At 42.2% G+C, this 19,146-nt stretch carries 20 protein-coding genes; 7 read left to right on the top strand and 13 right to left on the bottom strand.

Annotated elements, in window-relative coordinates:
• Positions 1–56: 56 nt before the first annotated feature.
• On the bottom strand, positions 57–650 hold the full coding sequence (gene plsY / locus QQL66_RS19120) for a glycerol-3-phosphate 1-O-acyltransferase PlsY (protein WP_284383679.1): 594 nt from the start codon (positions 648–650) through the stop codon (positions 57–59).
• Positions 651–751: 101 nt separating this feature from the next.
• On the opposite strand from plsY, the gene folB reads away from it, so the two are divergent.
• Both folB and folK read left to right on the top strand, forming a co-directional pair.
• Positions 752–1,114 (top strand): dihydroneopterin aldolase, encoded by a 363-nt coding sequence (gene folB / locus QQL66_RS19125; RefSeq protein WP_284383680.1) that lies wholly within the window; start codon positions 752–754, stop codon positions 1,112–1,114.
• 3 nt (positions 1,115–1,117) lie between these two features.
• On the top strand, positions 1,118–1,633 hold the full coding sequence (gene folK, locus QQL66_RS19130) for a 2-amino-4-hydroxy-6-hydroxymethyldihydropteridine diphosphokinase (RefSeq protein ID WP_284383681.1): 516 nt from the start codon (positions 1,118–1,120) through the stop codon (positions 1,631–1,633).
• Between the two features lie 42 nt (positions 1,634–1,675).
• Here the strand turns inward: folK and QQL66_RS19135 are convergent, their stop codons facing one another.
• Positions 1,676–2,449 (bottom strand): pteridine reductase, encoded by a 774-nt coding sequence (locus QQL66_RS19135; protein ID WP_284383683.1) that lies wholly within the window; start codon positions 2,447–2,449, stop codon positions 1,676–1,678.
• A 148-nt stretch (positions 2,450–2,597) separates the two neighbouring features.
• On the opposite strand from QQL66_RS19135, the gene QQL66_RS19140 reads away from it, so the two are divergent.
• Together QQL66_RS19140 and QQL66_RS19145 are read left to right on the top strand one after the other, a co-directional pair.
• Entirely contained in the window at positions 2,598–2,963 is a 366-nt protein-coding gene (locus QQL66_RS19140) for a hypothetical protein (RefSeq protein ID WP_284383684.1), read from the top strand.
• A gap of 7 nt (positions 2,964–2,970) precedes the next feature.
• Positions 2,971–4,836, top strand: a complete 1,866-nt coding sequence (locus tag QQL66_RS19145; RefSeq protein WP_284383686.1) for an Lnb N-terminal periplasmic domain-containing protein — start codon at positions 2,971–2,973, stop codon at positions 4,834–4,836.
• Positions 4,837–4,919: 83 nt separating this feature from the next.
• On the opposite strand, the gene QQL66_RS19150 is transcribed toward QQL66_RS19145, so the two are convergent.
• The 11 genes from QQL66_RS19150 to QQL66_RS19200 all read right to left on the bottom strand — a co-directional run bounded on the left by QQL66_RS19150 (position 4,920) and on the right by QQL66_RS19200 (position 14,088).
• Entirely contained in the window at positions 4,920–5,264 is a 345-nt protein-coding gene (locus QQL66_RS19150; protein WP_284383688.1) for an Abi-alpha family protein, read from the bottom strand.
• 74 nt (positions 5,265–5,338) lie between these two features.
• The gene (locus tag QQL66_RS19155; protein ID WP_284383689.1) at positions 5,339–6,130 is read right to left on the bottom strand and encodes a competence protein CoiA; all 792 of its coding nucleotides are present in this window, start codon (positions 6,128–6,130) and stop codon (positions 5,339–5,341) included.
• Between the two features lie 128 nt (positions 6,131–6,258).
• On the bottom strand, positions 6,259–6,732 hold the full coding sequence (locus QQL66_RS19160; protein WP_284383690.1) for a hypothetical protein: 474 nt from the start codon (positions 6,730–6,732) through the stop codon (positions 6,259–6,261).
• Between the two features lie 14 nt (positions 6,733–6,746).
• Entirely contained in the window at positions 6,747–7,349 is a 603-nt protein-coding gene (locus QQL66_RS19165; protein WP_284383691.1) for a hypothetical protein, read from the bottom strand.
• Positions 7,350–8,107: 758 nt separating this feature from the next.
• Positions 8,108–9,013, bottom strand: coding sequence for a hypothetical protein (locus QQL66_RS19170; RefSeq protein ID WP_284383692.1), 906 nt, complete (start codon positions 9,011–9,013; stop codon positions 8,108–8,110).
• Positions 9,014–9,158: 145 nt separating this feature from the next.
• Positions 9,159–9,569 carry a hypothetical protein gene (locus QQL66_RS19175; protein WP_284383694.1) on the bottom strand — a complete coding sequence of 137 codons (411 nt, stop codon included), beginning with the start codon at positions 9,567–9,569 and terminating at the stop codon, positions 9,159–9,161.
• Positions 9,570–9,755: 186 nt separating this feature from the next.
• On the bottom strand, positions 9,756–10,571 hold the full coding sequence (locus QQL66_RS19180; RefSeq protein WP_284383695.1) for an NERD domain-containing protein: 816 nt from the start codon (positions 10,569–10,571) through the stop codon (positions 9,756–9,758).
• Between the two features lie 375 nt (positions 10,572–10,946).
• Positions 10,947–12,725 carry an AAA family ATPase gene (locus QQL66_RS19185; RefSeq protein WP_284383697.1) on the bottom strand — a complete coding sequence of 593 codons (1,779 nt, stop codon included), beginning with the start codon at positions 12,723–12,725 and terminating at the stop codon, positions 10,947–10,949.
• Positions 12,726–12,931: 206 nt separating this feature from the next.
• Entirely contained in the window at positions 12,932–13,363 is a 432-nt protein-coding gene (locus QQL66_RS19190) for a hypothetical protein (protein WP_284383699.1), read from the bottom strand.
• Positions 13,364–13,380: 17 nt separating this feature from the next.
• On the bottom strand, positions 13,381–13,749 hold the full coding sequence (locus QQL66_RS19195; protein ID WP_284383700.1) for a hypothetical protein: 369 nt from the start codon (positions 13,747–13,749) through the stop codon (positions 13,381–13,383).
• A 192-nt stretch (positions 13,750–13,941) separates the two neighbouring features.
• Positions 13,942–14,088 carry a hypothetical protein gene (locus tag QQL66_RS19200; protein ID WP_284383701.1) on the bottom strand — a complete coding sequence of 49 codons (147 nt, stop codon included), beginning with the start codon at positions 14,086–14,088 and terminating at the stop codon, positions 13,942–13,944.
• A 218-nt stretch (positions 14,089–14,306) separates the two neighbouring features.
• Between QQL66_RS19200 and QQL66_RS19205 the strand changes: the two genes are divergently transcribed.
• The 3 genes from QQL66_RS19205 to aceE all read left to right on the top strand — a co-directional run bounded on the left by QQL66_RS19205 (position 14,307) and on the right by aceE (position 19,065).
• On the top strand, positions 14,307–15,191 hold the full coding sequence (locus QQL66_RS19205; RefSeq protein WP_284383702.1) for a helix-turn-helix transcriptional regulator: 885 nt from the start codon (positions 14,307–14,309) through the stop codon (positions 15,189–15,191).
• Positions 15,192–15,488: 297 nt separating this feature from the next.
• Complete coding sequence (locus QQL66_RS19210) at positions 15,489–16,010, top strand: DUF6988 family protein (protein WP_284383703.1); 522 nt, start codon at positions 15,489–15,491, stop codon at positions 16,008–16,010.
• A 400-nt stretch (positions 16,011–16,410) separates the two neighbouring features.
• Positions 16,411–19,065 carry a pyruvate dehydrogenase (acetyl-transferring), homodimeric type gene (gene aceE / locus QQL66_RS19215; protein WP_284383704.1) on the top strand — a complete coding sequence of 885 codons (2,655 nt, stop codon included), beginning with the start codon at positions 16,411–16,413 and terminating at the stop codon, positions 19,063–19,065.
• The last annotated feature ends 81 nt before the right edge of the window (positions 19,066–19,146 follow it).

A 19,146-nucleotide genomic window follows, 5' to 3' on the forward strand; every position in this document is an offset into this window, starting at 1 on the left:
ATCCCAGTATAGTTCTCTCTAAAAGAGGCGTTTTAATCATTGGATCTTGACGATCATTATTCTGCGAAGCTTTTCTTTGAAGCAATCAGTTGTTTGATGTTACTTCTATGGCTGAACACTAAGACTAGGCTGCATGCGAGCCAGAGCAGAGTGAACGGGTCATCAAGAATAAAGGCCACGGTTGGGCTGATGAGTGCAGCCGTGAGCGCTGCGTGTCCAGAGATTCGGGTAATGAATAGGGCGATTAACCAACAAAAAAGTGTGAACAGTGCTAATCCCCAGGAAGTAGCCAGCATCACGCCAAGAATCGTTGCGACGCCTTTTCCACCTTTGAATTGGAAAAAAATTGGGTAAATATGCCCGAGAATCACTGCCAGCCCGGTGAGTGTTATCCACAGCAAATTCGGTTCAAACCAGACTTGATAGGCCCAAACCACACAGAAGCCTTTGAAAACATCTCCCAGCAGGGTAAGCAGCGCGATGCTTTTGCCATAAAGGCGCATCATGTTGGTGGCGCCGGCATTGCCTGAGCCAGCTTGTCTTGGATCATTCAAGCCTTGAAAGCGACTAATGACAAGTGCTGTTGGTAAGGATCCCAGCAGATAGGCAAGGACTAAAAACAGCAGTGAAAAGAGGATGGAATGTTCCATGATGCTCGTCTGGTTAAGAAAGTCGTCTCGGTCTGTGAGATCCTCTGCTATCATACGCCCTTTCAATTCAAAGACCATCATTTAAGACCACAGCATCTATCATGGATAAAACCTTTATTCGCGACTTAAAAGTGCACGCCATTATTGGCGTTTATGACTTTGAGCGAAAACATGCCCAACCACTTAGTTTTGATATCGAAATGACCTCTGACCTGACAAAAGCAGGCGAGAGTGATGATCTGAATTATGCGATTAATTACGCTGCGGTTAGCCAGGACGTGATTGATCTGACCAAATCGCTCAAACCTCAGTTGATTGAGCGCTTGGCGGATGCGGTGGCGGCTATGATATTGGAAAAGTATCAGCCGGAGTCGGTCACTATTCGAATCTCAAAACCGGATGCGGTGGCTGCGGCATCAGCGGTTGGCGTCGAAATTACGCGTTCAAAGAATTCTCAGAGGTAAGTTATGGCGGCGGTATACGTTAGCATTGGCACAAATATAGATCGTTATACCCATGTGACAGCGGCGCTAAATCATTTGCAGGCCTTTTTTGGGCCGCTGGATGTCTCTCAAGTGTACGAGAGCGAGGCGGTGGGGTTCGACGGTGATAACTTTTTAAATCTGGTGGCTAAATTTGAGACGAAATTACCTGTGGGTGAGTTGTCACGTTGGCTCAAACGGTTAGAAGACGATTATGGCCGTTGTCGTGATTCTGAGAAATTCAGCGCGCGTACTTTGGATATCGACATTTTGACCTATGACGATTTATTGGGTGAAGTGGATGGTATCGAGTTACCTCGTGATGAAGTCACCAAGAATGCTTTTGTTTTATTGCCTTTGTCTGAAATTGCATCAGACGTTCAACATCCTGCATACGATCGTAACTACGGTCAGATGTGGGCGGACTATGATAAGTCCAAGCAAAAGCTTTGGACGGTGGATTTTCAATGGCAGGATCAATGGATTTCCCGAGCGCAATAAATGTGCTCGGTATGAAAGGTTAAACTGTCGAATAACAACGCTTCAACTATACAGTCTACGACCACCATCCACAGAAATGATCTCCCCGGTTATGTAACTGGGGCCTGTTGCTAAAAACAACGCTGTCTCGACAATGTCTTCCATGCTGCCCATGCGTGCGGCAGGAATTTTCTCTAGCGTCTGTTGTTTGTAACTCTCTGACACATCCCCCTCTTGATCCGGCCAAAGAATGGCACCAGGTGCAATACCATTAACCCGAATCTTGGGTGCCAAGTCTTTCGCCAGGGATAACGTCATCATCTGGTTAGCGGCTTTCGCCATGCAGTAAATCGTGTGATCTTTCAGTGGTCTTTGTGCATGGATATCCAGCATGTTGATGACACAGCTCGGCTGATGGGACGTGGTTTCTTCTGAGGTCAATAATGGCAATAAGGCCTGAGTTAAGAACAGCGGGGCTTTGGCGTTGCTTTCAAAGAGTTCGTTCCAATGCTCTTCCGTTGTATTACCTATTTGTGTCGGGTAGAAGGCCGAAGCGTTGTTGATCAGTACATCGAGACGATCTGTGATATCTGATATCTGGGCGACCAGTTGATCAATGTCGCTCAGTTTCCCCTGACATGGAAAGGCCGACTCCGGGCGTATGCTATTGAGCTCAGTTAATAGTGATTCCGCCGCCTCCGAAGAGCGGTGGTAATGAACAATTACCTTGAAACCTTTGCTGTGGAATGCTCTGCTCATGGCGGCACCAAGGCGTTGGGCGGCACCTGTGATTAATACGGTTAGTGTAGTTTTAGCGGTTTGATCTGAGTTTTTCATAGAAATGCGTCATCAATTGCCTGATAAGAGGGCTTACCTGACTTGGTTAAAAAAAGTTACTTTATTCTCGGTGTTAGATCTATATACTGCGCAACGCATTTTTAATGTGAAGAATGAATAGCTTATAAGAGAACTATAAGGATATAAAATGAAAAAAACGTTTATCCAGGCTATTGCTGCGTCAGCAGTTGTTTTAGCGTCAGGTTGTGCTTCGATTATTAACGATGATACTCAACAAATTAATGTGATTTCTTCAAACGGTGAAAAGTTTGAAGGTTCTATTGATGGTGTGCCTTTTGAAGGCCCTGGTATTGTTTCTGTTGAGCGTGCTAATAGAACTAAGATTATTGTTTCAAATACTGAAGCGTGTGCAAAGCAAACCGTTATGAATAAGAGCGTAGACCCAGTGTTCTTTGTAAACGTTCTATCTGGTGGTGCGTTTGGTTCAACCACAGACTATGCAACCGAAAAAATGTGGAAATACGACGATACAGTAGTTGTTAGCTGTAAGTAATATTTCGATGTTGCGTTGTTTAAAAGGGAGCATTTTTGCTTCCTTTTTCATTTGTCTGATACAGACGTCTGTTTTTGCTGAAGAATTAATTCGTGTTGGCGAATCCGCTTTATTGACGACGGCGCTATCTGAGCGAGCATTGTCACAAGGGCTGGATCAGCATCCGACTTGGTTAGCTTTACTGCATTCGAAAAATGGGGAATCCAGAATTTCGGATGAGAACTTTATCCTTTCACGTTCACATTTCTCTTCCCGAAACGAGTTGTTGGCGAGCATTGATGTTCTGTTTGGCCGCCAATTGGATGCTCAATATTTGTGTAAGTTTCCCGCCAGGACTTTATGGCTTAGTACGTCATTGTCCTTGAAATCTCCGGATTTCAGTCACTGTGAATCTTTTGTTGAATTTAAAGAAAAAGCCCCTGTCGATAAGGTGTCGTTAGTTTATTCGTCAGAAAACCTGACTCAGCCCTCCAGCATGATGGGACATGTATTTCTAAAACTGGGTGGTCAGGGGAGTGATGGTCATCAGGTAGAGCACGCTGTTTCATACTTTACTGAGATTACTGGGATCAATGTTCCTAAGATAATATTTGAGAGTTTGTTTTTAGGAAAAAAAGGGTACTTTGCGCTTTCGCCTTATGCGGAAAAAGAGAAATATTATCTAGACGCTGAGCAAAGAAATCTATGGAGTTACCAGTTACGGTTGAGTCCAGGTCAGGCTGAGTTAATTCAGGCGCATATTTGGGAATTAAAACAAGCCCGGCTGGAGTACTTTTTCCAAGATTACAATTGCGCCACGTTACTTACTTTCTTGCTGGGCACAGCCCATTCCGAGCTGTTATCAGAAGATGAGTTATGGATTACGCCTCTAGATTTAGTAAAGCTTGTGAATCAGTACAAGCTTGTAGATCAAGTGACTGTGATTCCGGCGAATAAATGGAAGCTTCGAATGCTGTCTGAAAACTTAAATGATGACGTTCAGCAGCAGATAATGAATGCAATTACGACACAGAACTTTGATGTGATTAAAGATCGCTCTTTCGATTCAAATGCTTTTTTAATGGCTGAATTAACCGGAAGTTATCTTGATTATATGTTGGAGCAAGGGACGTTGGCTCCAAACGACTGGGCTCAGTTAACTGATACATTAAACGAAACTCGTTCAACTTTGAGCGATGACTTTTCGATTGATGTTTCTCAGTACAAAAATCCGCTTAAGACGCCGCCTGATTCACAAGTTTTTGGGGGCTTTGTTTATGAGCAGGGGACTGAAAAACTTAAATTTGGTTTTTTGCCAACGTCTCATACCCTAGAAGACGATAACCGACAATTTTTCAGCGAGAATGAACTTAAACTGGGTAGCCTTTCTTTGTTGTATTCTCCCGAGAAGTCTCGCCTTGAATTGGAAGAATTTGAACTTTATTCTGCGGTTTCGTTGATTCCCTATGACCGTTTTTCTGGTGGCGTATCGGGTCGCTTCAGGTTCGGGATTGAACAGCATTATGATGAGCATTTGAATAACAAGAGCGCTGTAAATATTGGCGGCGGTATTGGGCTAGGACAATCTTTCAGTCAGGATGGTTTTTTCTATGGGTTGTTGGCGGGTGGAGTAGCTGCAACCAGTGAAGAAGAATATCTTTACCTTGATCCTGAAATCGGAATGGTGCTGCATGAGGTGTTTGATATGAAAAGTATTATTTCCTATCAATACTTATGGAATCAGCGAGCGTCCAAGTCTGATATATCATCGCTTAAATTTGTTCAATCGAAGTTTATTAATCAAAATTTTAGTGTGATCTTTCAGTATGAGCATTTGTGGAATGATGCTCAGGCAGAAGATCGCTTTGAGTTATTGTCGAAATATTATTTTTAAAGAAGAATTGGGTGTTCTTACCCGAATTAAGATAAAAGTTGATCGGTTGGTTAGATTTGTAAACTTTTGCTTCTATATCCTTTTTAATTCATAGAGTTGTCTAAACTAGAAGATATTAGATTTGAAAATAGATGCTGTATTTCTTCTTCATTTATCGCAAACTTCGCCTCGTTTAATGCTTGAAGGGCAACCCTAGGCCTTTCGAATGTTATTTGTTCTGGTGGTAAGCATGCTAAGTTGTGAGCTGTCATTCGTAAGACATTGGTTAGAGCGTGAACGCCATCTTCTACTAAAAAGATACCTGCATTAGCCATTCTAGCAATAGAAGTTAAACCTTTTGAGATTTCTTTAGTGAAAGGCTTAAGGGCATCTTCATAAATAGGTACAGCAAGTTTCTCTGCTATAACGTTGTTGTTTTCGTTTGTCATAAATGTCCTATTGTAATTTACCGCCCGAAGTACCTGCTTCAGTTATACTAATAGGGTGGTTAAACGTCTTTTTTCTAGAAAGACTTTAATGCTTCTGATGATGTTGAGCCGCCAAAATCTTTGATGAAATCATCTTTCAAATATGCAGCTATGCAATAGCTACTATGATCATTAAAACGCATTAGTTGCCATAAAACTCCTGTTCCGAAGTCAAATAGTACCGGCTTACTTGATTTGAACCATACGTATCTCGGATTCCTCCACTTGAATAGATAGTGTCCAATATGGGTATGTTCGATTATATCTTTGATCTCTTCTGAACTATGGATCTCAACAAGTTGATGGGGGCCTGCATAGTCAGAGATATGGAAAAAAGTGAAACTCTTTCTATATCCAAAATTCTTAGAGAAATCTTCATTAACTGCGATGTTGTTACATAGTGGATGGTTAGGGTCTGGTAATTTGGCACCGTATCTCATGTTGTGTACAAACTTTTCGCCATTAACTACCCAGATCATGTCGTTGTAGAACTCTTCTCTAGAAACTAATTCAGTTTCAGAGATGGGGGAATTCTGAAATTCAATAACTATAGAGTTATTGTTTTTGACATCAGCAATATGCTTTTCACCTTTAGAGTCGAAATGAACTACTTCTTGGTTTACATCGGGCCAATGACTTTTCCAGTCTCTATGCCATTGAGTTTCATTTTCCCACCATGTGTCGCACTTATTATGCCGCATATGAGCCCAGTGCCATTTAATTTTGCTACCACATTTAGCAATGGTTTCAGTACCACAAAAATAGCACTTTCCTCTTAGTCTTGGGGCCGCTTTTACTTTCCTATTCTCAACTAGTGAATATTTCAATTGCATCCCTTTTGCTCGAAACTGGTCTCATAACCTTCCAAGACCTCGTGTTTTTCCGGTTTACCGGGAAACCGGTAGGAACAGGAGTTAGGTGGAGAAAAGAGGCTGCAATATCTCAAATATGAATCTTATAGTTTTCTCTGTACATACTTTGCGATATCCATTTGAGGCTCTTCAGCTTCGAAATATTCCTGTAGTGTATAAGCCATTTTCTCTAGTGGTGCTTCATCATATTCATAGGTTCGAAGTTCCTGAATATAACGGTTAATAAAGCCATGATCTCCCAAGAACTTCCATTGCTGAACATGTACTAACTCATGGAAATGTAAGGAAAGATCATTTTCATACCCCTTCTTTATGAAGTACAAATTCTTATACGTTATCCCTTCAAGATCCTTTTCAAGAAACCCGCTAAGCCCTTTCTCATGAAATTCTGGAAAGTTAGGCTTAGGTATTTCATCAGTAACAACAAAGTAACTGTTATCCAGCGTTTCAGGAGAGTAAAAACCTTGGAAGGCTTTTTCCAGCACTCTACAGCTGATTGCTTCTTCAGAGTATTCTGATAGAACTTGGTTAATCCATAGATCAATCTTCTCTAGCATATACGGGCATTATTTTATTTATTAGGAGTGGACAGTTCTCCAAACACGTTAGCGACATATTTAGAAAAATACTGATTCTTGTTGTATGAAATAAGTGGTAAACAGCTATCTCTAAGGGATGGCCAAGTTTTGCAACCCTGTGATAGTTTTTCAGAGCTTATGAAGTCAAGTACCCATCCTGCGAAGCGAATATCATTATTGATGAGGAATTGAAGTAAATCTTTTGAATTTGCTAAGCCACCTCCAGAACCTTCAAAGGCCATTCGTCCTTTAGAGAAAACATACCACTCTTTAGTTTCCATATCTTCTACAACAACAAGAGGTAAATGCCAAGCAGTTGAAGGCTTATCTTCAATAACAATGTGAACCATCGGAGATTTAACTAGATCAATTACATCGTACAAATCGTTTACTATATCGAAGGTTCTATAGTTATTGTTATATACAATGTTTGCACCATAAATTCCTTTAATATCTGGGTCATGTGAAGAGTCTGGTGCAGGGGGAGCATGCTCGTCGTCACTTTTCGGAGGGGAGCTTAGTAAAGACTTTAGTCGGTCGTATGTATAGTTGCCAACTGTTCCAGAAATCATCATCTTCAACAGTTCTTCAATCATAAAAACTCCGTTATTTAATCTATTAATTTGGATTCTCTGTTGTCATGGATAGAAGCGTCCTATGAGCACACAGTCAACGCTTATGTTTGTATCTTTGTATGAGCTTTTTAACTTGTATGTTAGGTGTACACCTAAGATAGTCTCTTAAAAACTACTGGTCAAATTAACACTGTTTTTTTATGCAGTTATCAGGACGCGACTAATAATTATTAAGTGATTGGTACTAATCTAGGGGAAAGGCTAATACTTCGGAGGTTTTACCGGTAAACCGGCAGGATCGGTAATTTGGTGTAAATTATTCGACAGAGAGTTTGAATTCGCGGCTAAAGAATAGAGTGGTTCAGTGATGGGCGACGTGGAGTCTTTAATAACTAGTGGGGGCAATGAAGGAGCCAATGCAGGCTAAGAGTGGAAAAAGTTAGGAAATTATTGCAACAAAATTAAAATTCGTCTTTTTTTAATAGCACGCAATATCACCACCAATGCTACTAACTCGGTAATCAAGCCACTGATGGCATTTATCAGCTCTGTAAGTTCCGATAAAAGCATTATTTTTTCCCGATCAAATTTGATTGCTATCTTTAAAGCATAGATTGCTAATCTTTGTAGTACCCCCTCCAGAGATCTTTATGACCCTATAATCCTAGTTAGGTGTTCAATATCAAATCAAGTTTCTGGTTTCGGTATCGAAACTTCTTCAAATACAGTCCGTGTATCGAATCTCATAGCCTATCCAACATGCTCTGTGCTAGTTTTTCTTAGAGGTAGGACTTTTTTAAGTAATGTTGTTTATAGACCTCAATAAGTAAGCACCACTCAAGTCTCTCCTGATCGTGTACTAGGCCATTCCATTCGTGATTTTTTGCTAGAAGGTTGAATAATATACATTGGAAAACAAACATTTGACTCGTTGCGTGTTCCAGGGTTATTAAACACTGTTCTGATTGAGCCCCTCCAAAAGTTAGCCTACTTTGTTCATCGTTCTCATTGTCTGCATATGCACTAATGAATTGAGTTATAAAGTCTGCATGAGAGTATTGTGAAAGCCACGTATAGTTTTCCTCTCGTTTATCCGAGATATTGATGTCTTTTTCAAATTCAGTACAAAGTTCACTCTCAAACTTTTTCAGAGTATTTCTAACTACTTTAGGAGAATAGTATTTTCTCCATTGCTTATATTCTTGACTACTGTCTTCACAATCGGTGATATATGCTGTCAACATCTCTTGATCAAAAAGCATTGCGTTCAGAGTATCTGACATCTCTGAGAACCATCTCAGTAATGTTTTAGCTTGGCAATCAAAGCCTTTCTGACAGAGATCTCTGATTGATATTGCAGTATTTGAGAGGTTGTTAGCTAACGATAGAATCGCCATATTTTTTCGATAGTGGTTACATTTCATGCTAGGGTAAATCAACTCTTCCTCACTTATCCTAGAGCTGAATATCATAGCCAGTTCGAAAAGAGCTAAAACGCTTAAGTTAATTGATGTGATGTGTGGTTTCCACTTCTCCGGCACACCTTCAAAATCTGTTAGAATTAACCCTTCTTTTTGGCTCGCTTCAAATAAGTTTTCTTCCAGCTTAGAAAGGAAAGCTTCTCTGTCATTGACTAAAGTGAGCCACTCTTCTCTTATTAACTTTTCTATATCACTCTGATTCATTCATGCACCAATAGACATTTATAATGTTCTCAGTATTACTAGCTTCTAAGCCAAGAGTGGCATTAGAGCTTCGAGTTTCAGAGGCATCTTAACTGTTAAGCTCTTAGTTATTTGGCTTTAGTGCGTACCTGATATAAGGATAATCTTAGTCCTTATCTTTTTTAGTGTCTTTTTGGAATGCATCAGGAATCATTGCAAACCCAGTCACAGCGAGTAGCGCAGTCAGAAACCCCCAGAGATTAGACGTTTCGATGAGTATTAATGTCCAGTATGTGAATATTCCGGCAATAGATGCACCAATTAGTAAATCATCCCAGTTGTATACGTGATACCAACGCTTTCTATCAATAGAGTAAGTTGCAAGTATTCCAACTTTTATATGGCTTTTAATAATATCGTAACCAAAGTCACCCTCTTTCAGTTTGCTCAAAATCTCCAAATCATCTTTTAATTCATCTTTAAGGGCTTGAGTTGGGTGCTTAGATCGAATCTGTGCTATTCCTAGAATTAGGGTTACTAGGATACCGATGGCCTTAAAGAAAATGTCCCAATCCATAAGAGTCTCACAATGTTTTTAGGTTTATGTTAGTAAGCATGATACTTGGCTTCGTAAAATTCAATCCATACTTTATGGGATGATCTTAGTGTGAGAATCATGTTGGTAGGTCGTTGAAAGTTCCTCAAATTTCCCGTTCCTGCCGGTTTACCGGTAAACTAGCAAACTCGGTAAATTAACAACCTTTCATATTGAGGTAGTGTCTTCAGTCTGAACAACCGCTCGACACTTCGGGAAGGTGCTGCATCCCCAAAATTCCTGCCCAGCGTTACCTCCTTTCTTAGCTAACCTCTTTACCATAGAGTTACCGCACTTAGGACAGACGGGGTTGTCTTGACTAACAGCTTCTCTGCTATGGCGTTGTTTCAGGTTTCTAACGTGTTCTCGGTCGGTCTTAAACGATGGCTTTAATCGTCCTTCTTGAATTTGTTTAACGATCTTGTTGATCTTTCCTTCATCTAGAACTCGTTCTTTATGGTTTTTAATGAAGCGGGTTAATCCTCCACCATAAGTCACGTTGTTAGGCATTTCGGTTTTGAAGGTACTTTCGCCGACGAATACTACTACCGAGATCAATAGAGATTCTTCTATATCTAAGCATTGGGCTAGCGTCTGGGTGTGTTTGTAATTTTGGTGTAGTGGGTTTTGGAATTTGAAGTTCTTCTTGTAGATCTTTTGTGTCCAGGTTCGTTGCTTTTCTGAACCAAAAATCCAGCCTTTCATATTCTTAGTTTCGACTACAAAGATGCCAAATGGAGATACCACGATGTGATCAATCTGTGTTGTTCCGTCATCAGCTTCTAGAGTCACGTTATTGATAACTTGGTAAAGCTTACTATCGAGAAATACCTTCAGGGCTAAACGTACCAACAACTCACCTATATAACCCTTGAACCAAGCAGACTTGGCTAAGCCAATGATGAATAGAATAGGTATTAGGTATTTAAGTTGGGCAAAAATGGCTGAGTAGAATGTAGCGACTATTTGATCGACATCGAGCATGGCTTCTTCCTTGTAAGTGATCAACGTCCTGTTGAGGTTTTAATGTGCTTGGTTTGGGGGATTAAATCAATGCTGGATTGAAAGTTTGGAGGGATGTTTAGAGTGGGATATCGGGGTAAAAGGAAAGAGTTAAGTTTATAGCTGCTATAGACATACTATGTACTTGAGGGCTTTCTCTGGATAAATCTTCTATACATTGAATAGGTAATAAGATAAGAGGGGTAACGCGCAATGTTTGCGGGTGCTTATATTTGCTCCGCTCAGAGTTTGTTACCTACACCTAATAGTCATCGCGTTTCTTCTATTGAGCTTGCCAGTAAATCGGCAAAACCAGTAGTTGAGACATTTTATTCTCTCTGTCCGTATAGCTTAAACCTAAACATCATGCCCATTCGAGGTATGGATAAACTTTACAAGCTGATCCATTCGTTGTTTCAAGTCCAGAGTCGTCAAATTGGGAGAGTAATTTTCAACATAGTAGCGAGCTACCTTGACCTTACTGGCAGTTCTTTCTTTTGAGTCTCGTTTTTTACGATAGTTGAGTAGATTTTCCCATTCTCCTTTCTTGATCAAACCAAGTGCAGAGGGATGAACTGACCTCACGCTTTCTTCAATCTGATCAAAATCTAGATAATTTTCAACCTCTCTTCCCTTTGTAACCCACGCAAATCCAGGCCCCGCATCAAACTCATTTTTTAGCCTTTGTTTGGTGGTGTTGATTTTTGCTTTAGGCTTATCTTTATCGCTATCGAACATGATGACAGTGTTTCGGTTAAGCTTCCTGACAGAGATGAGGTCATCTACAGCTTCATTTGCACTATCCTGATCAGACGCTGTTAGATGGCTAAATAATCTTCCTCCATAGAACATGATTGAATAGTGAACGCCTTCAATTAATTCAGGGGAATGATGCTCTAACCAGTAGTTCAAATATATTCTATCAGAAGGCCCTTCAACCCAAATTACACAGTTAGCTTGTAGGATATCGGAAGCCTTGTAGCCTAGATCATTACAGATATTTGATCGTTGCTTTGTACTTGATATTGCTTCTACTCTAGAGACTCCATCATGCTGTGTGACATGAAAGATTTCGGACTCAACGGCATCCAATAAGTGAGCGGAATGAGTTGTGAAAAAATATTGGTTGTCCGTTTTTTCGGCTAGATATTTAACAAGCTTTCTTTGTAATAAAGGGTGTAAATGCAGCTCAGGTTCTTCAATGCAGAGGATAGTTTCATCGAGTAGGGTTGCAGCAGCGGCAATAATAATTACTTCATGGACGCCTGTACCTAATGATTCTAATGGAAGTGTCTTGCCATCCATGTGAATCAGAATCATATTCCTCTCATAAGGTATTTCTATCTCTGCGGTTGGGTTTTCTAGTACGTCCTGAACAAATTGATTTATTAGCCGAAACTTTTCCTTTAATTCTTGTTTGGTTAGAGGTGGATTTTGAATCTTTGCCAATCGTTCAATAATCCCCTCACCGCTGTAATCACTAGCTTTGGAGCCTTCTTGACCCACTTTCCGAATAGCAGGGATTACCTCAATATTAGGTACTGAGCTAGGTATATATTTAAAAACTTGAAAGATACTTTTAATCCAATCCTCTTTCTGTCCTGGAAATAGATCGTTTGTAAGAGCTTCTTTAAGACTTTGCCACTCGGTGGTAGTTAAAACGTTCTGAATCTTCTCGACGTCTATATCTAGTTCTAGGTGAGCATTTGGATTAGTTGATGTCGCTGCATAAGTGAACCAAACAGTACCTTCACCGCCAAAAAACTCTGAGCAAAGAATTCTTTTTGCTAGTTTTCGATGATTTTCATGATTCCATGCATTAGGAAGTCTTGAATTGATGAAATCATCGATCTCATCTTCGAACAATGGAAAAGAAATCTTGCTTTGTATTGTGACGCTGGAAATATGCTGATCAGTTTCTTTAAAGGGATTTGCTTGCCTACTGTTTCTATAGGTGTAGTTCGGATTCGCTTTGCTTACTAAGTATGAATATTGCTCATTAAGAAAATTGATGATGTTGGATTTACCAACATTGTTTTGACCAATGATTAAATTAACTTTCTTAAGAGGGCCAATCTTGATCAGCTCATCACCGACACTTCGATAACCAGAAAACCCAAATCCTTTAAGTAACACGTAAACGTCCTTTGCTTATTACCGTACAGAGTACCTAAAAATATCATATCCCTTTCTAACTGGTCGACTAGTTACTAAAAGGCCACCCGCAGGTGGCCTAAACTTCTGTAAAAACTCCCGTTCTACCGTTCTACCGTTCTACCGTTCTACCGTTCTACCGTTCTACCGGTAAACCGGCAAAACCAGCAGTTGAACTCCTGTCTTCGCTACAGTCCGTACACCTCAATCCAGACTTCACCATCATCCGTTTCTTGAGCCGAATAGGTGATATCAACCTCGTTACCGTTTGCTATCAGCAAGCGCGCAGCGCAGGAGGTAGATACTAGCGCTTCATTTATTTCCGTAGTGCGTATTGCATCCAGCTCCATCTTACCTTCGGGATACTTATCTTCGACTTTCTCAACAACCGTTTTTAATAACGGGTTGTCATCCTGCTTTTGAACCGCCTTTTCATAGTTGAGTTCATCATAGATCCCATCCTTAGCAGCCATAGTCGCAAAGTTAGACTGACGCACTTCTGTAAGGATGATGCTAAGAACGGTATCCGTAACATCACTGTCATTACACTCAGGTACTGACGAACCACAACCAGCTAGAGCCAGAAAGGGAAGAATCGTTAGGTATGTCGTTAATTTCATGTACTGTACTCCCTGCGTTATCCGCCCATGCTTGATAGATAGCTGTCATAAGCTGACCAGACAAAGCCCACTACAAACACAACAGCAAAGACGATTACACCCCAGAATGACCACTTCTTCTGAACTGCGTTAAATTCTTCAACACTGTTCCATTGCTTGTTCTGCCATGCCCATTCCCGCCCCTTAAAGCCAAGAACGAAGGGCATTACAAAGCCAACGTAAGGGATCAGAGTTAACAAACCAATCCAGGTTTTATTGCCAATTGCCCATACCCAGCTGAGAAAGAATGCCCCCCAACACCAACCTTTAATCTCATCAGGAACCGCAGCATCCTTACCCTTGCCCGACGTATTTACAGACGCGTCTGTCATGTATCCATCACTCATAATTATTCCCTTTTATTTTATTAATATCGGCTTAACAGCCACCCTTGCACACACCGCCAGAAGCCTTACAGCTATTACACACCCAGCGGTCACATCTACTACAGAAAACACCATTATTCGGGCCACAGATCGTCTTGCATTTATGGCATTTGACCTTGCCATCCGCTGTAAAGTGAGTTGTTGAAACCATGGTTAATCAGCCTCACCCGTACCGTCACAACGATGGCAGAAGTGCCGTCCTGTATTCCCACAAGCTACACAATGATCAACACCACCATGAGCGCAATGATCACAAGAGGTTTGTCCTGTACCACCACAATCTCTACACGTTTCAGACATAACGTTTCTCCGTTTTTCTAGTTATTCAACACACCAATAATTATGGGAAACGACCGATTCAGGTTGTGACCGGAAATAAAAAATCCGTGCAACTTTTTGTATCTAGGGATCAGCCCTTTAGTTATGCCGCTTATGTCAATTTCGCTGACCTTTTTAGGGATGTTTCAGGATGATTCGCTAGGTCACAACCTGAACCTACCACCCCGTAAACTAGAGCAATGGCGAACGACTCCAAGAGCGACAAACTGACAGCCCGTTTGGTTGAGATACTGATGAAATTTAATCAGGGGGAACGTGTGAGCGTGCAGAGCGTGATGGACGAGTTTCAGATATCCAGATCTACTGCCCAACGGGACTTACGCAGACTGGAAGCCTGTGGAGCAACTAAGCAGGGTAAGTTGTACTCGATGGACCCCATATTGCTCGGCCATTCACCCACTAAGGGAATGAAGCAGCGGTTTATTCAACTAGGATTAGTCGATCTTTTCCCTAACTTTGATCAAGCGTACAAGGCGACGTTTAACAGCAACGGGCAATCGCCTTACTTATTCAAGAATGTACGGGTTGAGGACGGAACAGATTACCGAAGAAGTTTCCATGAGTTGACTTTAGCGATCCAGAAACAACAACTCTGCAAGATCACCTACAAGAAGCAACAATACAATCCCATACAGCCTTATCGACTGATTAATGATAGAGGTGTGTGGTTCCTTGCTGCCTTACATCAAAACACGCTAAAGCTCTTCCGTATGAGCAAGGTCAGTCAAGCGTTACGAACATCCCAAAGCTTTGAACTCAACCCAAAGGTTAAACAGCAGATTGAGCAGTTGGCTATACGGAATATCCATGATGAAGCTACCACGGTCGTGCTGAAGGTCGATGGCGATATAGCTAATCACTTTCTGGATACAGAGTTAGTGCCAGATCAGCGAGTGTTGAAGCAATTAGAAGATGGGAGTTTGATTGTGAGTTCAGAGATCAGCAGTTATAAGCAGATTATTCCAGCGATTAAATATTGGTTGCCGGATGTGGAGGTGGTCAGCCCTGTTGAATTGAGAGAACAGGTGAGATTGGAGCTGCAGTTGATTGTGGATAAGCTTTGATTCATCCAAGCATACATTATTTATTATCCACAGCTGAAACTTGGTTTGATCAGAAGTAATAGTGTTGGGTATCAATGAACGAGGCTTAGACTTAAAAGAGGCTCTTGCAAAATATTTAAGTATTGAACAAGCTGTATAGAAAGTTCATTGATAGTGTGATGTAAGCAATTTGGAGTAAACGTTATAGATAAACTACTCTCAGAATCGGCCCAGCTAGAGGGAGAGTTAATAGCGTTCCTAAGTGTTCGAGCTTTTGACGATTCCGATAGGCTTAAAGCTGCAAAAATTCTGTGTAGTGTGGTTTTTGAGCATGCTCAGAGTGCAAAAATTCTTATTGCTGCTGGAAATTTTACATCTGCGGTCAGTCTGGTGAGATTGCAATTCGAAGCGCTTGTTAGAGCTATGTGGTTACTATATTCCGCATCTGATACTGCTGTTGCTAAGTTGATGTCAGAGTTAACTTATGAAAGTTCTAAGCGTGCCGAAAAACTTCCAATGATGTCAGAAATGCTTATAAAGCTTGAAAGCAAAGCACCTGAACAGGCAATGGAACTTCTGAAAGAGTTTAAAGAGTATTCTTGGAAACCGCTTAGTTCGTATGTTCATGGTGGCATTCATGCCATGCAAAGACATGGTAAAGGGTATCCTAGCGATCTTTTAGAGCAAGTATTAAAAGCATCAAATGGTGTTCTACTAATGACAGGTATGTTACTTGTAATCCTCTCAGGAGATTCTAGGTACAGTGGAAAGATACCAAGGGTTCAGATTAAATACTCGGATTGTTTACCACCGATAAAGCTTCCTCATAGCGTAAGTTAATCGAAGAAATAACTACTAAATTAAGATCTAGAAAGCACCAAGTGCGCTCTAGTCTCTAAATGAACAGGGTATGTACCTACCCCTCTCACTATTGATTAAAGCAGCTGACTTTAACGGCAAACCAACATCAGCATCACTCTATGAGCAACTTCACCCCCTTCAGCGTAATTTAAACACGCACATATCCCGCACATCCAAAAAATCAGAGACCGGAATTGAACAGGAGCGGGAAATCGAAAGAGCCTTTTATTCATTCATTAAAGCTGTATTGATGAAGAAAAATGCTCAATAAACAATGGCGTAAGCATCGAATTGTCTATACTGAAATCCATTAGTTTTTAGATGAACACAAGGTTGTTTGTTTTTTGTTCATTGTGATAGCAAAGGATTCGGAGAGCTCATGAGTCAGCACGATATTGATCCTACGGAAACAGAAGAATGGTTAGCGGCCTTTCAATCGGTCATTCAATACAGCGGTAAGCAGCGCGCACAATTCCTCCTCGATACATTACTTAATAAAGCCAGTCAGTTAGGGTCAATGACGCCATATGCGTTGACCACACCGTATCGGAATTCCATTCCCAAAGCAGCGGAGCCGCCCTACCCGGGCGATGTGTTTATGGAGCGTCGAATTCGCTCGATCATCCGCTGGAACGCTTTGGCAATGGTAATGCGGGCGAATAAGGAGTCATCGGACATCGGTGGTCACATCGCGAGTTTTTCTTCGAGTGCCACGCTCTATGATATCGGCTTCAACCACTTCTTCCGGGCGCCGTCCGATCAGCATGGCGGAGATTTGGTCTACGTGCAGGGGCACAGTTCACCTGGTGTTTATGCGCGTTCATTTTTGGAAGGGCGATTGAGTGAAGAGCGTCTGGACCATTTTCGTCGTGAAGTAGATGGCGAAGGGCTTTCTTCCTATCCACACCCTTGGTTGATGCCGGATTATTGGCAATTTCCCACCGTTTCTATGGGGCTTGGGCCGCTTCAGGCTATTTATCAGGCGCACTTCATGAAATACCTGACCAATCGTGGTTTGGTAGACAACCAGGATCGTAAAGTCTGGGCATACATTGGTGACGGTGAAACGGATGAGCCTGAAACGCTTGGCGCCATCGCTTTAGCGGGCCGGGAGAAGCTCGATAACCTGATCTTTGTTGTGAACTGTAATCTACAGCGTTTGGATGGTCCGGTACGGGGTAATGGCAAGATCATTCAGGAGTTGGAAGGGCAGTTCCGTGGTGCTGGTTGGAATGTTATCAAGGTGGTTTGGGGGCGTCATTGGGACCCTCTTTTAGAGAAAGATAAGAACGGTGTTCTGGAACGGCGCATGAATGAAGTAGTGGATGGTGAATACCAGAACTACAAAACCAAAGGCGGTTCCTATACGCGTGAACATTTCTTCGGGGCGTACCCTGAATTGCTGGAACTGGTGAAAGATTACACCGATGAGCAGCTCTATCAGCTTAACCGTGGCGGTCATGATCCGTATAAGATTTATGCGGCGTATGCGGCGGCGGCCAGTCATAAAGGTCAGCCGACGGTGATCCTCGCCAAGACGGTGAAAGGCTACGGAATGGGGCAGTCGGGTGAGGCTCAGAACAAAACTCACTCCGTTAAGAAACTGGAAATGGAATCGCTGAAAGCATTTCGTGATCGTTTCGATATTCCTGTGTCGGATGAGCAATTGGAGTCTTTGCCTTATTACCGACCGGATCAGGATTCCGCAGAAATGCGTTATATGAACAAACAGCGTGAGAAGCTGGGTGGGCATTATCCGGTTAGACGAAGTCAGTCAGAAGCGTTGGCGATTCCAAGTTTGGCGTCTTTAAAGGCGCATCTGAAAGGGTCTAATGGCCGTGAAATTTCAACCACCATGGCCTTTGTGCGTTTGCTATCTACCTTGGTAAAAGACAAAAAACTGGGCGAACGAATTGTGCCGATTATTCCGGATGAGGCGCGTACCTTCGGGATGGAAGGGATGTTCCGTCAGTTAGGCATCTATTCCGCTGTGGGGCAGTTGTATGATCCGCACGATTCCGGTCAGTTGATGTACTACAAGGAGGACATCACAGGTCGTATTCTGGAGGAAGGCATCAATGAAGCAGGGGCAATGGCTGCCTGGATTGCGGCTGCGACGTCCTACAGCAGCAATAATTTCCCGATGGTGCCGTTCTATATCTTCTACTCCATGTTTGGTTTCCAACGCATTGGCGACTTGGCCTGGGCTGCCGGGGATATCCAGGCCCGAGGATTCTTACTTGGCGGTACAGCCGGTCGAACCACGCTCAACGGTGAAGGCTTGCAGCATCAGGATGGGCACTCGCATGTACTGGCTTCAACTATTCCGAATTGTCGTGCGTATGACCCAACCTATGGGTATGAGCTGACAACCATCATTCAACACGGTTTGCAGGAAATGTACGGCGATCAGAAGAGCGTCTATTACTACATTACTGTGATGAATGAGAACTACGAACACCCGGACATGCCTGAAGGTGCAGAGGAAGGCATCATCAAAGGGATGTATCTGCTCAAAGAAGATAAGACCAACCGAAAAGCGCGCGTTCAGTTAATGGGCAGTGGCACCATCTTGAGAGAGGTAGAAGCCGCTGCTGAATACCTGTCTGAAAAATACGACATTGCGTGTGATGTCTGGAGCGTCACCAGCTTTAATGAATTGGGCCGTGATGTTCAGTCCGTTGACCGTTGGAACATGCTTCACGCCGATAAAAAGCCAAAGCTGTCTTACGTCAAAGAGTGTCTTCAAAATCGTGGGCAGGCCGCAGTCGCTGCCACGGATTACATGAAAGCTTATTCAGATCAGATCAGGAAGGATGTACCGATGGAGTATGTCACTTTGGGTACGGACGGCTTTGGTCGAAGCGATACCCGTCAGAAGCTACGTAATTTCTTCGAGGTGGATCGCGATTACATTTGTATAGCTGCGCTGTACGCACTGTCACAACAGGGTGTGGTGAAACCTGCTGTGGTTAAGAAGGCGATGAAAGAATTCAACATAGATGCAGAGAAAATTGATCCGATGCTGCTGTAATTCGTTCGCACTGTGACACTTTCAGAATGCGGCTCTGAGAATGTCGATCTGAGAGTGCTGTTTTGAGAGTGCTGTTTTGAG

The sequence above is a fragment of the Litoribrevibacter albus genome, from assembly GCF_030159995.1.
Classification (GTDB): Bacteria; Pseudomonadota; Gammaproteobacteria; order Pseudomonadales; family Litoribrevibacteraceae; genus Litoribrevibacter; species Litoribrevibacter albus.

Excerpts from the sequence above, each read along its gene's own strand:
- plsY (WP_284383679.1), bottom strand. The coding sequence starts at position 650 with ATGGAACATTCCATCCTCTTTTCACTGCTGTTTTTAGTCCTTGCCTAT.
- folB (WP_284383680.1), top strand. The coding sequence starts at position 752 with ATGGATAAAACCTTTATTCGCGACTTAAAAGTGCACGCCATTATTGGC.
- folK (WP_284383681.1), top strand. The coding sequence starts at position 1,118 with ATGGCGGCGGTATACGTTAGCATTGGCACAAATATAGATCGTTATACC.
- QQL66_RS19135 (WP_284383683.1), bottom strand. The coding sequence starts at position 2,449 with ATGAAAAACTCAGATCAAACCGCTAAAACTACACTAACCGTATTAATC.
- QQL66_RS19140 (WP_284383684.1), top strand. The coding sequence starts at position 2,598 with ATGAAAAAAACGTTTATCCAGGCTATTGCTGCGTCAGCAGTTGTTTTA.
- QQL66_RS19145 (WP_284383686.1), top strand. The coding sequence starts at position 2,971 with ATGTTGCGTTGTTTAAAAGGGAGCATTTTTGCTTCCTTTTTCATTTGT.
- QQL66_RS19150 (WP_284383688.1), bottom strand. The coding sequence starts at position 5,264 with ATGACAAACGAAAACAACAACGTTATAGCAGAGAAACTTGCTGTACCT.
- QQL66_RS19160 (WP_284383690.1), bottom strand. The coding sequence starts at position 6,732 with ATGCTAGAGAAGATTGATCTATGGATTAACCAAGTTCTATCAGAATAC.
- QQL66_RS19165 (WP_284383691.1), bottom strand. The coding sequence starts at position 7,349 with ATGATTGAAGAACTGTTGAAGATGATGATTTCTGGAACAGTTGGCAAC.
- QQL66_RS19170 (WP_284383692.1), bottom strand. The coding sequence starts at position 9,013 with ATGAATCAGAGTGATATAGAAAAGTTAATAAGAGAAGAGTGGCTCACT.
- QQL66_RS19175 (WP_284383694.1), bottom strand. The coding sequence starts at position 9,569 with ATGGATTGGGACATTTTCTTTAAGGCCATCGGTATCCTAGTAACCCTA.
- QQL66_RS19180 (WP_284383695.1), bottom strand. The coding sequence starts at position 10,571 with ATGCTCGATGTCGATCAAATAGTCGCTACATTCTACTCAGCCATTTTT.
- QQL66_RS19190 (WP_284383699.1), bottom strand. The coding sequence starts at position 13,363 with ATGAAATTAACGACATACCTAACGATTCTTCCCTTTCTGGCTCTAGCT.
- QQL66_RS19195 (WP_284383700.1), bottom strand. The coding sequence starts at position 13,749 with ATGAGTGATGGATACATGACAGACGCGTCTGTAAATACGTCGGGCAAG.
- QQL66_RS19200 (WP_284383701.1), bottom strand. The coding sequence starts at position 14,088 with ATGTCTGAAACGTGTAGAGATTGTGGTGGTACAGGACAAACCTCTTGT.
- QQL66_RS19205 (WP_284383702.1), top strand. The coding sequence starts at position 14,307 with ATGGCGAACGACTCCAAGAGCGACAAACTGACAGCCCGTTTGGTTGAG.
- aceE (WP_284383704.1), top strand. The coding sequence starts at position 16,411 with ATGAGTCAGCACGATATTGATCCTACGGAAACAGAAGAATGGTTAGCG.